At 39.6% G+C, this 15,479-nt stretch carries 11 protein-coding genes and 1 pseudogene; 3 read left to right on the forward strand and 9 right to left on the reverse strand.

From position 1 onward, the window contains the following. Positions 1-127: 127 nt before the first annotated feature. From FTU79_RS03510 to FTU79_RS03550, 9 genes are all read right to left on the reverse strand, one after another. The gene (locus FTU79_RS03510; protein ID WP_180040342.1) at positions 128-577 is read right to left on the reverse strand and encodes a MaoC family dehydratase; all 450 of its coding nucleotides are present in this window, start codon (positions 575-577) and stop codon (positions 128-130) included. Then, entirely contained in the window at positions 555-2,429 is a 1,875-nt protein-coding gene (locus tag FTU79_RS03515) for an ABC transporter ATP-binding protein (protein ID WP_078193808.1), read from the reverse strand. Before FTU79_RS03515 ends, FTU79_RS03510 begins: the two co-directional genes overlap by 23 nt. 95 nt (positions 2,430-2,524) lie before the next feature. After that, positions 2,525-3,808, reverse strand: coding sequence for a sensor domain-containing diguanylate cyclase (locus tag FTU79_RS03520; protein WP_257224245.1), 1,284 nt, complete (start codon positions 3,806-3,808; stop codon positions 2,525-2,527). A gap of 635 nt (positions 3,809-4,443) precedes the next feature. Further along, the gene (locus tag FTU79_RS03525; protein ID WP_180048933.1) at positions 4,444-5,694 is read right to left on the reverse strand and encodes a mechanosensitive ion channel family protein; all 1,251 of its coding nucleotides are present in this window, start codon (positions 5,692-5,694) and stop codon (positions 4,444-4,446) included. Between the two features lie 246 nt (positions 5,695-5,940). After that, positions 5,941-6,477, reverse strand: a complete 537-nt coding sequence (locus FTU79_RS03530; RefSeq protein WP_168377529.1) for a DUF2058 domain-containing protein — start codon at positions 6,475-6,477, stop codon at positions 5,941-5,943. A gap of 12 nt (positions 6,478-6,489) precedes the next feature. Further along, positions 6,490-7,164 carry a YoaK family protein gene (locus FTU79_RS03535; RefSeq protein ID WP_180003692.1) on the reverse strand — a complete coding sequence of 225 codons (675 nt, stop codon included), beginning with the start codon at positions 7,162-7,164 and terminating at the stop codon, positions 6,490-6,492. Positions 7,165-7,198: 34 nt separating this feature from the next. Further along, complete coding sequence (gene sstT, locus FTU79_RS03540) at positions 7,199-8,392, reverse strand: serine/threonine transporter SstT (RefSeq protein ID WP_180048934.1); 1,194 nt, start codon at positions 8,390-8,392, stop codon at positions 7,199-7,201. A gap of 204 nt (positions 8,393-8,596) precedes the next feature. Then, on the reverse strand, positions 8,597-10,333 hold the full coding sequence (locus FTU79_RS03545; protein WP_078193802.1) for a SulP family inorganic anion transporter: 1,737 nt from the start codon (positions 10,331-10,333) through the stop codon (positions 8,597-8,599). Between the two features lie 303 nt (positions 10,334-10,636). Further along, on the reverse strand, positions 10,637-10,954 hold the full coding sequence (locus FTU79_RS03550) for a helix-turn-helix transcriptional regulator (RefSeq protein WP_078193801.1): 318 nt from the start codon (positions 10,952-10,954) through the stop codon (positions 10,637-10,639). Between the two features lie 282 nt (positions 10,955-11,236). On the opposite strand from FTU79_RS03550, the gene cysK reads away from it, so the two are divergent. The 3 genes and pseudogenes from cysK to FTU79_RS03560 all read left to right on the forward strand — a co-directional run bounded on the left by cysK (position 11,237) and on the right by FTU79_RS03560 (position 15,479). After that, positions 11,237-12,235 (forward strand): cysteine synthase A, encoded by a 999-nt coding sequence (cysK, locus tag FTU79_RS03555; protein WP_111884368.1) that lies wholly within the window; start codon positions 11,237-11,239, stop codon positions 12,233-12,235. Positions 12,236-12,860: 625 nt separating this feature from the next. Beyond that, a pseudogene (locus FTU79_RS16720) lies at positions 12,861-12,968 on the forward strand (cation transporter); the annotation flags it as partial. Positions 12,969-13,040: 72 nt separating this feature from the next. After that, positions 13,041-15,479, forward strand: a complete 2,439-nt coding sequence (locus FTU79_RS03560) for a copper-translocating P-type ATPase (protein WP_373685644.1) — start codon at positions 13,041-13,043, stop codon at positions 15,477-15,479.

Consider the following 15,479-nt stretch of genomic DNA (forward strand, 5'->3'; position numbering starts at 1 on the left):
TTTTCTTCTGTTCAAGGTTATATTGGCATGATTCCGTGTTGTATCCCACAAAAATTGTTGGACAAACTGACTAGGCTCAACTATTTATAGCGGCCTACCTTAGCGTTGTAAAGTAGGCCGTTAAGGATTAATTCGGTTTAAAATCTTTGGAAAAGACCACAATTTTGGTCGTAGACATATAAAGAACGTCATTGTGCTGATTAAGCGCTTGCGTAACATAGGTCACAATGCCGCGGTCTGTCTTACTTTTCGACGGAGTAATTGCAGATATTTCAACTTCTACACGAATTTTATCTCCCGGACGTGTTGGGCGCGGCCAACGCAGACTTGACTCAGAGCCAATTAAGCCATAAGCCACAGGGAAACATTCAGTCCATAAGCGCATCGTTACAGCAGCGGTATGCCAACCACTTGCCGCTAATCCTTGAAAGATCGGGTGCTGTTGGGCTTTGACTTCATCTGTATGAAATTCCTGAGGATCAAAAGCGTTGGCAAATTGCTTGATTTCTTCAACAGTCATTTCATATTCACGACTGCTAAAGTGATCACCAACTTTAAGGTCTTCCAGATACAGCATTTTCATCTTCCTTTGATTCTACTTTATGTTGTTCTATTAAAAATCCACCGGTTTGACGCTGCCACAAGTGTGCATAAATACCATTCAAAGCGACAAGCTCTTCATGGGTGCCTTGCTCAGCAATACGTCCTTGATCCAAGACAATCAATCGATCCATTTGCGCAATTGTTGACAGTCGATGCGCAATGGCAATCACAGTTTTGCCTTGCATCAAATCATCTAAACTCGATTGAATCGCAGCTTCGACTTCTGAATCGAGCGCACTTGTGGCTTCATCTAAAATTAAAATTGGTGCGTCTTTTAAAAATACTCGAGCAATTGCAATACGTTGACGCTGACCGCCAGATAATTTAACACCACGTTCACCAACAAATGCGTCATAGCCACGTTGACCACGTAAATCGATCAATTGAGGAATGAATTCATCAGCTTTCGCTTTGCGTACTGCATCATACATTTCTTCATCAGTCGCATTCGGACGGCCATATTTAATATTTTCTTCAACCGTGCGATGCAATAACGAGGTGTCTTGGGTCACCAAAGCAATATTTTTTCTCAAGCTATCTTGAGTAATATCTTCTATATTTTGGCCATCAATCGAAATACGACCATGATTGATATCATAAAAGTGGAGTAAAAGTTGAATTAATGTCGATTTTCCGGCACCTGAACGCCCGACTATACCGATTTTTTCACCTGGTCGAATGGTTAAATTAAATTGATTGATGACCTTTTTATCATTATAAGCAAAACTGACATCTTCAAATTTAATTTCGCCTTGCTGTACTTTTAAGTCGGTTGCATCAGCTTTATCTTGAATATGAATTGGGCGGCCCATAGTTTTCATCCCATCTTGAATGGTCCCGACATTTTCAAATAGGGCAGATGTTTGCCACATCATAAACTCGGAAATACTACTGAGTTTTAAAATCATGGCGGTCGCTGCTGCAATGACCCCAAGCTCAGCTTGACCATCCATCCAGAGCCAAACGGCTGTTCCAAGTACGCCACCATATAAAACAATGATCAGCAAATTCGTCGCGATGTTGTATTTTGCAGCAAGTCGCATTTGCTTATACACCGTCACCATAAATTCTTTCATTGAGGCTTTGGCATATTGGCTTTCACGGCCCGCATGGGCAAATAATTTCACTGTTTGAATATTGGTGTAGGCATCGGTGACACGACCAGTCATTACTGCGCGTGCATTGGCTTGTTCATTTGAAATTTTGCTTAATTTTGGGATGAAATAGCATGCAGAACCAATAAATAAAGCCAGCCAAAGTAATAATGGAACAATCAACAGTGGCGATATAGCACCTAAAATCACGGTGATCGAAATCAGGTAAATGAAGACATAGGCCAACATGTCACCAAGAATAATCCAAAACTCACGTACAGCCAGTGAAGTTTGCATGACTTTGGCAGATAAACGACCTGCAAAGTCGTTGTGGAAGAAATCTAAACTTTGTTTCAGTAATAAGTTATGAAATCTCCAACGTAGGCGCATTGGAAAGGTGCTATATAGAATCTGATGTTTAATAATGGTTTGAAGGCAAGAAAAGAAGATATTTGCCAATAAAATAAAGCTTAAAATGGTCAGATTCGTCTGGTGCTGCTGTAAAAAGGTTTCAGGTTGAGACTTACTGATCCAATTGACTAATTCGCCAATTTTGGAATAAAGCAGTGCTTCAAAACTCGCTACACCTGCTGTACAGAGTACCAATAACAATAGGTATTTTTTTACACCCGTCGCAGCTTGCCATACAAAGGGGAAAAATTTTGTCGGCAATGGTTTATTCAAGTCCTGTTCAGGATAAGCGTCAACTAAATTTTCAAACCATTTAAGCATGCAGATAACCTGAGAATTTTGCTGTAATTAATCTTTCTTTCTTCAGCTCTGAGTGTAATGGATTCGCTGGTTTTTCTCCATTTTGATTTGTTTATTTACTTAAAAGCTTGGCTGCAAAAGTTCATAGAATTAAAATGTACAACCCGATTACGACCTTGGCGTTTTGCTTCGTATAGAGCAATATCGGCTTGTTTAATTAACTGATCAAGTTTGGCGTGGTTAGGGTCAATTTTGGAAACACCAATGGAGATCGAAAATTTCACCAATTGACCATCTATATAAAACTGGTATTGTTCCATTTTATGTCTTAACCGTTCAGCAATTTTTAATGCATCTTCTGGGACGGTATAAGGCAAAAGTACAATAAATTCTTCACCCCCGAAACGCGCCAATATATCGTAAAAACGCATTTCTTTCCGTGCAATTTCAGCAATTTGGCATAACACTTGATCGCCGACATCATGTCCGTATTGATCGTTAATCGCTTTAAAATGATCGACATCAAAAATCAAAAGACTGGTACAGACCGTCATAGGGGTTTCTTGGATTTTTTTATTTGCAGCATGTACAAATTGGCGACGATTGCTTAACTGGGTTAATTCATCCGTATGGGCAATTTTGCGCAGGGTATGAAAGTTCCAGTCATCTAGCAGCGCTCTTAGAAACGTTTTACGAGAGTTGAGCGTAGAGTTCCAGCAGATATACATACTGAACAGCAGCACAGGAACGTACACCAATAAAAATATTGTAAAATCACCAAAATCATTAATGCGCCATGCGCCAAAAAGGATCGCTGCCGAGATCATGGCAGAGGTGATGATCGAAGGGCGAAAATGCACATGAATACTTAAATTACCCAATACAATCAAAATAATGGCAGCATATTGATAACTATGCACCAGTTCATTTTGCGACTGAAGTAATATCTCAAACCAGAGTATCGCTGAAAGGCAAGTGGAGAGTGGCAAAATCAAATCGAGCAATTTAATCTGTTTGATATATTTAAACAGAACATAGTTCAGGCTAAATGCACCAATAATGGCAATGATACGAATCACACCTGAAAGCATTTCTACGTCTGGCAGCACATAGTGATCTGCCCAAAAATAGATTAAAAAGGCCAATTGAGCGAAATAGTTGACCTGTTTTAAATAGTCTTTCTGGTTATAGTACAAAAACTTGTAATAAGCATTTTTAAACTGTGCCGGAATACGTGCAATCGGGTCGGATAAAGCACGCTCAATACGGACACGATTCTCTAGGTCACATGCTTCTGCCTGTATGAGCGTATGTTTGGCAGAAGTGCGATTCATCGATTCAATGAGTAATTGTGATTCGTTTTTAACTGATTTCTGAGAAGGTTGATTGAGGCCTTCCATGATCAAGTTCCTATTTTAGAAGCGTTTTTATGCAACTGTTAACAAATAGTATCTAAAATTGTCTACATTTGTATAGTATTTGTTTGGGTTTTTTTAATTACTGATGTTACGCAGTAACACCAGAAGCGTAATTTGATTTAAATAAAAGTATGATACGCGGTAACGTCATCCGCAAGTGTTTGAGACAGCACTTCTTCTAATCAAAAATGTTTTTGCGATACTTTGAATAATTTGACGCTAGTGAACGAGTTTTGCGGATGACAATGGTTTTGGGTGCTTTTGCCAAAACAAAAGTACCTCCAGCCGAAGGCTAATCCCTTTATTCACCCCCTAGATGTAAGACTCCGTCGAATAGAATTAAAAATCATTTTTAAAATGTGAAATTACTGTTATGTGCGTAACATCAGTTAATTATTTTTAGTTGTTTCAGATGCATTATATTTTTAGGAAATTATACGATCAGCGCATTTATCTAGCCTGCTCTAAATCCTTGCATTGCGCGATAAACAAGCACTAGCAGATGTCGAATAGCTTTTAAAGAAAACGCCCCCAATATATATTCAATCGACATTGTGAATTCTTTAACCTAAAGAATTTCTTCTTCAAATATACATGGGGAGATGCGCAATTAAGTCTTAGCTTTTATCAACATTTGGTTGAACGAGGGCTTTAAAATCGGCACTAGAAGGGGCTTGATAGATTTTAAGACCAAACTCAGGTGTGATTGCAATCAGATGGTCAAAGATATCAGATTGAATCGCTTCATAATCTTTCCATGCAATGGTTTTACTAAAAGCATAAATCTCTAAAGGTATGCCCTCACTCGTGGGTTGTAACTGACGCACCAAAATCGTTTGGTGTTGGGCAATGCCTGAATGCTGTTGTAAGTAGAATTCTACATAGGCACGAAAGGTCCCAAGATTGGTTAAACGGCGCTGATTATATTTCGATTGATTTGAAAGTTGCTGATTAAACTGAGCAAGCTCTTCATGCTTATGATCAAGATATTGATCTAATAATAAAAATTCTTTGAGTTTGTTTTGCTCATCCTGAGTCATGAAATGAATAGAGCTTTGATCAATATAAAGCGAGCGTTTGATGCGGCGCACACCAGACTGTGCCATACCACGCCAGTTTTTAAAGGTGTCAGTCACCAGTTTATTGGTTGGAATCGTGGTAAAGGTCTTATCAAAGTTCTGCACGGTAATAGTATGTAATGACATATCAATGACATCGCCATCCGCATTAAGCGAAGGCATCTCAATCCAGTCACCAATTCGCACCATGTCATAAGAAGAAATTTGTACCGAAGCCACCAGTGACAAAATGGTGTTCTGAAAAACCAACATGAGCACGGCCGCCATAGCACCAAAGCCTGCGAGTAATGTAAATACATCTTTTTTCAAGAAAGTACCTAAAATCATCAGGCCACACACCAAAAAAATAATCAATTTGACCAACTGCAAATAGCCTTTAATCGGTTTGTTTCTAGATTTTGGATTACGTTGGTAAATCAGATTAAAAATATTTAGTAATTCAGAAATGGCTAAAGCAATGGTCAGGAAGATAAAGGCCTGACAAGCCATTTGAACGATTGAGATAAACTTCACAGATAAATGTGGGACTGTGGTTATGCCATTTAAGATTACAATTGCTGGAACAATGTTGGCAAAGCGTTTAATCACACTATGTTCTGACAAAATTTGACTGTGGCTAAAGGCCATTTTAGACACGAGCTTACGAATACCACGTACCACAATTTGCTTGGCGATAAAATTTGCGATAATGGCAAAAATAATAATAAGACTGAGCGAAGTCAGCATTTCTAGCCACGGATATTGATCTGACCAGTCTTGAATATTTTTAATGAACTGAAATTTTTCCAAAATTATCCTACTCTTATTGAAGTAAATGAAAGGTTTAATGATCAAACTATTGTAATTATGATGATTATATAAGCAATTTTATACTCGTAAACTTTACGGAGTTACGACATGTATAGTCCATAATGTTACTTATTTTGTGCTAAAAATGATTTTTTGAAGGTATAACCTAATTGATGAACTAAAATAAATAAATGTTGAGCTAAAAAAAGCCCCCTAATTAGGAGCTTCATTAGCGATATGAAATGCTTACCACATTAAATCATCAGGAATTACATAAGCTGCATATGGATCTTCTTCATCCGTGGTTTGTTCATTGACTTCAGAATTATTCACAATAATAAAGCCTTCCATTTTCGCATTAATACGGTCGGCTAATTCTTTTGGTAAAAAAGCATAGTTGCTATTTTCACGTGCAATAACAAGACTGCCAGCAACCAGGGCATTATAAATTTGCTGATTGATATAAAGCTTTTTAATCTTGGCATCATCGATAAATTGATAGGTCGATTCGCCATCGGTATCACGAATTTTATGCTGATTAATCATTTGCATGATGGCAGCTTTTAATTCTTTTTCTTGCAAAACGGCTTTACGATCTTGCTCTAAAGCATGATCTTTGGCCATTTTCTGCTGCTGATCTTGCTCAATTTTCGCCTTGATTTCAGCATCTTTACTTTCACCAGTACGTTTTTCATGTACGGCTTGTTTAGACAATTTTTTTGCCTTTTTATTATCGACCAGACCTGCTTTAAGCAGTTGCGCCTGTAATGCATTTTTAACCATAGTACGTTCCAACTAATCGTGTATATGTCGATAATGAAAATAGATGATCCAATATACTGCGCTCATGACTAAACTGAGTGCGGCAGGAATCAGGAATGCGTTTAATTTTAAATAAGGATAAAGCCAACTGGCAAGTATGCCACCGACGATAAATCCCGCTAAAATTAATAAATGTAAGACCACACGTTTAGACTCAACCGAAAGTCCACGAGCTTTATAACCCAAAGCCAAACCTAAGTCCGTCAAAACACCAGAGAGGTGTGTGGTACGAATAATGGTGCCTTTATAGTGGCTGACCATTGCATTTTGTACCCCCATCGCCACGCATGCCCAAAGCAAAGCATAACGTGGAAAATAGGGTAATAGCAGCCAACACAGGACAATAAAAAAAGCCACCAAGCTTAATGGGACGCCATAACGTCGGGTTAAGCTAAAGTGACTATTTCCAAGAATAAGCCCACTATAAAATGAGCCAATCACATAACAGAGCAAGACTAAAATCAAATAAATAATCGTAGCTGGCTGCCATGCAATGAAGGCCATGGCTAACATACTGACATTACCCGTCATGTGAGATACCGACTGGTGCAAGATCGTCACCAGCCCGAGTACATTAATCATTCCTGCATTCACTGCGAGAAAAAAAGCACCCAGTTGTATCCAAAGCGGTAAAGTTTGAAAAGGCATGGCCTCGCCTTAAAAAGTATCCAATATCAAGATATTATCTTAAACCACGGTCTACTGCAGCTGTAAATAATACGTCAGTCGAAGAGTTTAAAGCTGTTTCAGTTGAATCTTGAAGTACACTAATGACCATACCAATGGCAACAACTTGCATCGCGATATCGCTTGAAATACCAAACAGGCCACAAGCCACTGGAATAAGCAGCAATGAACCACCAGCAACACCTGAAGCACCACATGCAGAAACGGTAGCAACGACTGATAAAATCAACATGGTGCTGAAATCAACAGAAATGCCCAAAGTATGAACTGCTGCTAGTGTGAGGACTGTAATTGTGACCGATGCGCCTGCCATGTTGATTGCAGCACCAAGTGGAATTGCAACACTTGCAGTCGATTCTGGGACACCAAGACGCTTCGCAAGGTCAAGGTTTACAGGAATGTTTGCAGCAGAACTACGCGTAAAGAATGCAGTGATACCACTTTCACGTAAACATTGGAAAACCAATGGGAACGGATTTGAGCGGGTCATAAATGCCACCATTAGTGGATTGACGACCAAGGCAACAAAGAACATGGTACCAATTAAGACTGCAAGTAAGTGTGCATAGCTGATCAGTGTTTTCAAACCTGAGTCGGCAAATGTAACAGCAACCAAACCAAAGATACCGACAGGTGCAAAGTTAATCACTAAACGGATTACTTTATTCACTGCATCAGCAGCGTCAGATAAAAAGACTTTGGTGTTCTCTGATGCATGACGAAATGCAATACCTAAGGCAACAGCCCAAGCCAAAATACCAATGAAATTTGCTTCAGAAATTGCTGTAACAGGGTTTGCGACAAAACTTAATAATAAGTTTTTCAATATTTCAGCAAGACTGCCTGGCGGCACAAGGTTTTCTGCAGCAACATCAAGAATTAATGTACTTGGGAATAAAAGGCTTGCTACTACTGAACTTAAAGCAGCAAGGAACATACCAATAGCGTACATCAACATAATCGGTTTAATGTAAGAATTACTGCTGCCCACTTTGAAATTTGCAATGGATGACAGTACAAGTACAAAGACCAGTATCGGTGCTACGGATTTCAATGCCTTAATGAATAAATCACCAAGCAAACTTAAATAGGGTGCAACGCTCGGAGCGACGACAGCAACCAATACACCTAAAATAATGGCGATAATAATTCGGGTTACTAAACTCAAGCGTGTAAATGCTGAAAACATAGGAGAGCCTTGTCAGAATTACAATGACAAAATGATGAAAATTAGCCCTGTATTTTATACGAAAATGTGGAATGCTTAAAAAATAATTTAATTTAAAAATAAACCTTTGTTTTTTATAATCTATTTTTGTGTATTAAAATGTAAACCCTTCAAAACTCACTGTTTATCAAATTCGCATTGATTAAACAGTGAGCTAATAGGCCTTTAAATTTGGTACTCAGAACTGGCTGTCGCAAGCTCAGTAACGGCTTGATAGTGGGTGAGAAAAATTTGACCACTCAAATGCGTGAGTAATTTTGAGTGCTGCAATTTGTCCATGACAGGACCTTTGACCTCGGAAAAATGCAGTCGAATATCTAATTTTGATAATTCAGCATTTAAATCTTCCAACATTTCTAAGGCACTGAGGTCAATTGAACTGACGCTTGAGCAGTTGATAACAACATGTTCTAGGTCAATATTTTCACTGACTTCATTGATCAGGAAACCTTTAAGCGTATTTGCATTTAAAAACGAGATATTTTCATCTATACGGAGCGAGAGAATATGTGGTGCGGTATAGACATGATGGCGCTGTACATTGCGGAAGTGCTGTGTGCCCTCGACTAAACCGATCACCGCAATATGTGGACGACTAATGCGCCATAACAACAGAATAAAGGTAGAAATAATACCAATAATGAGACCCGTAGAAATGTCGATACACACCACACCGAAAAAGGTCACCCACATCGCAATCCCGTCAGCTTTTGAATAACGCCATGTATCCACAAAAGGTTTAAAGTCGACTAATTTCCAAATAGAAACAATAATCGTGGCCGCCAAGATCACTAAGGGTAAGTCTTGGAAAAACCCAGTGAAGTAGAGACTGACAACGATAATCAGCAATGACGACAACACGCCAGCCATCGGTGTTTTCGCACCTGCATCTGCATTAACCACTGTACGCGATAAGCTACCTGTCACAGGAAAGGCGGAGCTAACCCCAGCGCTTAGATTGGCTAAACCTAGAGCGACCAACTCTTGGTTACTGTTGAGTTGGCTTCGTTGTTGTAAGGCAGTGGCTTGGGCAATAGACAGTGACTCAACAAAACTGATCATGGCAATCATTGTTGCACCGGGCAGTAAGGTTTGTACCAGTTCCCAGTTCCAATGTGGAAAGCTTAAGGGTGGAAAACCTGAAGGAATTTCACCGACGGTTTTAATGCCGACATTTTGCAGGTCAAATAACATCACCGATGCAATTGAGATCACCACGAGTATCAATGGAAGTGCTTTACTTAGAAAGGCAGTAGAGCCGAATCGAGATTGAATTGATTGAGTGGCCAACATTTTTGGTACATAGATTAAAAACAGTATGGCCAGCACACCAAAGATGAGTGAAGCAAAGTGAGTTAAACTCAGGTATTCCCACAGACTTAAAACAAACTCAGGGATGTTGTTGGCTTTTAGCGGGACATCGACAAGAAACTTAAACTGACCAAGTGCAATGAGCAGTGCCGAAGCAATAATGAAGCTTTTAATGACAGGATGACTGATCAACTGAATTAAAAAACCAAAACGTAGTACACCTAGCATAAGAGAAATCAGCCCGACCATTAAGGCCAAAAGTGTAGCGGCTTCAATATAAACAGGCGAACCAACTTCAAATAGCGGATTGAGCGTGGCGAAAGTCATCATCGAAATGATTGCCACAGGGCCAATCGATAAGGTTGAGCTTCCACCAATGAGTGCGTAGACAATCATCGGTAAAATACTGGCATATAAACCCATGATTGGGGGTAAACCTGCCAGCATGGAATACGCCATACCTTGAGGGACTAACATGGCAATCACGATCAGCGAAGCAAGTACATCAGATTTAAATTTCACAGTGCTGTAGTGCTGTAACCACTGCCAAGCAGGAAATTTCTGTAAGAAATGAGGTTTTAAATCTGACATAAACTTATCTAAATCACAATTTCATATATATTATGCATAAAAAATGCTAAGAAGTCTTGTGCAATAAATTTTGACCGTACAATATTGCAGGAAATTTAAGGGGATATTTAAGAAGCCATCATTTTAAATGAATTAATGAAAAGTATGAGCTGATTTAAAGCTTAGGATATGCGAAATAATTATTGATATTTAAAAGAAGTCTGGAGGGTAAATTAAGGTATTGAATTGCTGTCCATTGCGATAATTCATCTATAGTGGTGCAAGAACAGCATGTCTGGCTTGAAATTTTAAAATAACTGAGTGTTATTTATAAGATTGGTTGCAATACAATTGGTAAAGAGTATTGAGAACTTGAACTAAATTTGCATCTTTAATTGAATAATAAATTTGCTTTCCATCACGACGCGTGGTCACAACATCACTTTTGCGTAACATCATCAGTTGTTGTGAGAGGGTTGGCTGTTTAATATCAGTGATTTCTTCAATCTGAGACACATTCAATTCTTGCTGTGCTAGATGACATAAAATTAGTAGACGATCCGTATTTGCCAGCGACTTTAAAACGCCCACGACTAATTCGGCAGAATCACGCATAGTAGTGATTTCCAGATCGGTATTCATTGGATATGTCCATACGATTAACAACAGCTCAAGTATACGGATATCACGGCTTAATACATTGAATAAATAAGACAATTTCTATGGTTTTTTATGAAATCAAATATCATTAATTTTTATAAGTTTAAATTTAGTTAATCAGTTAAATTTATTGCTTGATTTTAGTGCAAGCTTTCACAAAATGCACATCAATATAAGACATTAGCTTAAAAAATCATGCACACTTTGAAAATAATTGTATCATCTAAAGATCGTATTCAATAAATACACAAGGGATAAATAGTCATGACAACAGATTCAGCTTTTCCAGCAACGAGTAATTTAGGTATCGCAGTATATAGTAATAACGCTGAAGCGATTGGTAATACACCTTTAGTTCGTATTAATCGTGCGATTCAGTCAGAAGCAACGGTCTTGGCTAAAGTTGAAAGCCGTAACCCAGCATTTTCTGTGAAATGTCGTGTGGGTGCAGCTCTCATTGCAGATGCAGAAGAAAAAGGTTTATTAAAACCGGGTATGCATATTGTAGAACCTACAAGTGGTAATACAGGGATTGCTTTGGCATTTGTTGCAGCAGCGAAAGGTTATGCAATTACATTAACCATGCCAGCAAGTATGAGTATCGAACGCCGTAAGGTATTAAAATCTTTTGGTGCAAATCTCGTATTGACCGAACCTGCAAAAGGCATGAAAGGTGCGGTCGAAGAAGCACAGCGCCTCGTTGCTGAACATCCGGAAACGTATTATTTACCACAACAATTTGAAAACCCTGCAAACCCTAAAATTCATGAATTGACCACTGGCCCAGAAATTTGGGAAGCGACCGGTGGTAAAGTCGATATTTTAGTATCGGGTGTGGGTACAGGTGGTACGATTTCGGGCATTTCAAGTTATTTTGAAAAAGTGAAAAATCAGCCGCTTTATTCTGTTGCGGTAGAACCTGCTGAATCTCCGATTATTGCCCAAGCGAAAAAAGGCGAAACACTGACTCCTGGGCCGCATAAAATTCAGGGGATTGGTGCTAACTTTATTCCGGGTAACTTAGATCTAGACCTAGTTGATGAAGTGATCGGTATTGAAAGTGCTGAAGCAATTGAGTGGGCGCGTAAAACGGCTACTCATGACGGTATTTTAGTGGGTATCTCTAGTGGTGCTGCAATGGCTGCTGCGGCAAAACTTGCTGCACGTCCTGAGAATGCAGGCAAAACCATTGTTGTTATTTTACCAGACGGCGGTGAACGTTATCTTTCTTCAGTTTTATTTGAAGATATTAGTGCTGACTAATAATTCTGACATGAAAAAAAGCCCGTTCATTTGAATGGGCTTTTTTATTGATGATTTTGTTATTTATAAGTGTCTTAAGCCGCGTCTTGATCATCGTTTTTGGCATTTTGTTGTTTAATTTTTCGTTTAGGTGGTTCATGTCCTAACTTTCGAGCGATGTATTTAAACAGGAAGCCTAAGAGTATGCATATCGTGACAGCAGGGATAACCACTTGAGTGAGCCAAACATCAATATGATCTAGACTCCAACTTAAAATTAAAAATAAAAAAGCACACAAATATGCGCAGTTAAAGCAAATGTTCGACAGTTTGTACATGCGAAAGAGAGTAATTCGTTTGGCGGTCACGAATCTCTATCTTACTGAATAATGAGGAAATGTGTAGTTTTAATATCAGAAAAATAAACTAATTGAATAATCATTATTCAATATTATTGATTATGTTTTTAAATCTTCGCAATTCTTTATACCTTAAAGAAAAGCCTTGCTGTGAGTCAGAAAAACTTGACCTTCCCATTGTGGTAAAGTTTAAGCTATAGCCTAAAACAAGCACATATGATTGGGATGTTGCCATGACAGATTCGACAGAACGCAAACTTTTTGATGGCATACTTGCTATTGAAGGGATGACCTGTGCTTCTTGTGTGGCACGGGTGGAAAAAGCCTTAAAAAAAGTCGATGGCATCACTGATGCTCAAGTGAATTTAGCCACTGAAACAGCACATGTTCAGAGTGATAAAAATGTGGATTATTCTGCTGTAATTCAGGCCGTTGCAAAGGCAGGTTTTGGCGTTGCACAAAAGCAGATTGAACTTGAAATTGAAGGAATGACTTGCGCATCGTGTGTTGCACGTGTTGAAAAAGCCTTAAAGACAGTTCCAGAAGTCATCGATGCAAAAGTGAATTTGGCAACTGAAAAAGCCACAATTACGGCATTGGCATCTGTTGAAAATTCTGCATTGGCGAAGTCCGTAGAAAAAGCAGGTTTTCATATTGCACAGCCCAATATTGAATTAAATATTGACGGTATGACCCGTGCTTCATGTGTAGCACGGGTTGAAAAAGCCTTAAACGCTGTAGACGGTGTCAGTAAAGCAACGGTAAATTTAGCCAGTGAAAAAGCCTTTGTTCAGGCGCCAGTTTCAAAAACACAAGAATTGATCGCGGCAGTAAAAAAAGCGGGATACAATGCGACCGTTGCTACGCAGCAACAACCGACAATGGCAGAAAAAAAAGCCGACGAAGCTCGGTTACTCAAACGTGATTTAATCATCGCATTGGTACTCGCTGTTCCTGTTTTTATCTTGGAGATGGGATCACACATGATTCCAGCTTTTCATCATTTTATTGCACATAATTTAGGGACACAAAATAGTTGGTATATTCAGTTTATATTAACTACTTTGGTGTTAATCCTACCCGGAAGACGCTTTTATCAGCATGGCATACCAGCACTTGCGCGACTTGCCCCAGATATGAATTCTTTGGTCGCAGTCGGGACTTTATCTGCTTATAGTTTTTCTTGTGTTGCCACGTTTGCTCCGCAATTATTACCGCAAGGTACCGTTCATGTGTACTTTGAAGCAGCCGCAGTAATTGTGGCGTTGATTCTTTTGGGGCGTTTTATGGAGGCGAAAGCCAAAGGTAAAACATCGCAAGCTATTCAATACTTAGTCGGCATGCAGCCCAAAACAGCACGTGTTGAGCAATCTGGTAGCTATATAGATTTGCCGATTAGTGATGTTAAAACAGGTATGTTGATTGAAATTCGGCCTGGTGAACGTTGCCCAGTCGATGGTGCTGTAGTGTCTGGGAACAGTTATATTGATGAATCCATGATCAGTGGCGAGCCAATTCCTGTCGAGAAAAAAGCCGGTGATCAAGTTGTCGGTGGAACGATTAACCAAAATGGGGCCTTGAAAATACAAGCCACTGCGGTAGGTCAAGATACTGTTTTGGCACAAATTATCCATATGGTTGAACAAGCTCAGGGTTCAAAATTACCGATTCAAGCTTTGGTGGATAAAGTCACGTTGTGGTTTGTACCGGTGGTGATGGCGTTGGCCTTGATCACCTATTTAGTTTGGTATGTAGTTGGACCTGAACCGAGTTTAACCTATGCCTTAGTCAATGCTGTAGCAGTACTGATCATCGCATGCCCATGTGCAATGGGTTTGGCAACGCCAACATCTATCATGGTCGGTACAGGGCGTGGTGCAGAACTTGGAGTTTTGTTCCGTAAAGGTGAAGCCTTACAACAACTCAAAAATACACAAGTGGTTGCAGTTGATAAAACAGGGACATTGACGGAAGGTAAACCTAAACTGACTGATTTTGAAGTCACTGAAGCTTTTGATAAAGATCGCGTATTTCAGTTATTGGCCTCTGTAGAGCAGAAATCTGAGCATCCGATTGCCTATGCCATTGTTCAAGCTGCGAAAGAGATGCAAGTGCAACTTTTAGAGGTTGAACAGTTTGATTCCGTGACTGGTGCGGGGATTCAGGCGGTTGTTGAAGGACAAAGCATTTATATCGGTGCAGATCATTTGATGCATAAACTTGGTTTAGATACACAAATCTTTTCATCACTGGCGGAACGCATGGGCAATGAAGGGAAAACCCCGCTCTATGTATCGATCGATCAACAGCTTGCTGCCATTGTTGCTGTTGCCGACCCGATCAAAGCCACAACCTTCGCAGCCATTCAAGCTTTGCATGATTTAGGACTGAAAGTGGCCATGATTACAGGTGACAACCGACACACTGCCACTGCGATAGCACGACAGTTGAAAATTGATCATGTGATTGCTGAAGTGATGCCAGATCAAAAAGTGCAATTTGTACAAAAATTGCAAAAAGAACATGGTGTTGTATGTTTTGTGGGCGATGGTATTAATGATGCGCCTGCACTTGCGCAAGCAGATGTGGGCATGGCGATTGGTACAGGGACAGATGTGGCGATAGAGGCTGCGGACGTGGTGCTCATGTCGGGTAATTTACAAATGGTACCGACAGCAATCGCACTGAGCACAGCGACGATGAATAATATTCGCCAAAACCTATTTTGGGCATTTATTTACAATGCAGCATTGATTCCTGTCGCTGCAGGTGTGTTATATCCATTCTTTGGCATACTGCTTTCACCTATGTTCGCAGCAGGTGCAATGGCACTTTCATCGGTGTTTGTTGTGTCGAATGCCTTGCGTTTAAAAGCATTTAAAGGGCCAGTTTTTCAGGAGTCTTGA

This window comes from Acinetobacter sp. YH12144 (assembly GCF_013418345.1).
GTDB lineage: Bacteria > Pseudomonadota > Gammaproteobacteria > Pseudomonadales > Moraxellaceae > Acinetobacter > Acinetobacter amyesii.

Coding starts and splice junctions, on each gene's coding strand:
- FTU79_RS03550 (WP_078193801.1), bottom strand. CDS start 10,954: ATGAATACCGATCTGGAAATCACTACTATGCGTGATTCTGCCGAATTA.
- FTU79_RS03510 (WP_180040342.1), bottom strand. CDS start 577: ATGCTGTATCTGGAAGACCTTAAAGTTGGTGATCACTTTAGCAGTCGT.
- cysK (WP_111884368.1), top strand. CDS start 11,237: ATGACAACAGATTCAGCTTTTCCAGCAACGAGTAATTTAGGTATCGCA.
- FTU79_RS03520 (WP_257224245.1), bottom strand. CDS start 3,808: ATGGAAGGCCTCAATCAACCTTCTCAGAAATCAGTTAAAAACGAATCA.
- FTU79_RS03515 (WP_078193808.1), bottom strand. CDS start 2,429: ATGCTTAAATGGTTTGAAAATTTAGTTGACGCTTATCCTGAACAGGAC.
- sstT (WP_180048934.1), bottom strand. CDS start 8,392: ATGTTTTCAGCATTTACACGCTTGAGTTTAGTAACCCGAATTATTATC.
- FTU79_RS03535 (WP_180003692.1), bottom strand. CDS start 7,164: ATGCCTTTTCAAACTTTACCGCTTTGGATACAACTGGGTGCTTTTTTT.
- FTU79_RS03530 (WP_168377529.1), bottom strand. CDS start 6,477: ATGGTTAAAAATGCATTACAGGCGCAACTGCTTAAAGCAGGTCTGGTC.
- FTU79_RS03545 (WP_078193802.1), bottom strand. CDS start 10,333: ATGTCAGATTTAAAACCTCATTTCTTACAGAAATTTCCTGCTTGGCAG.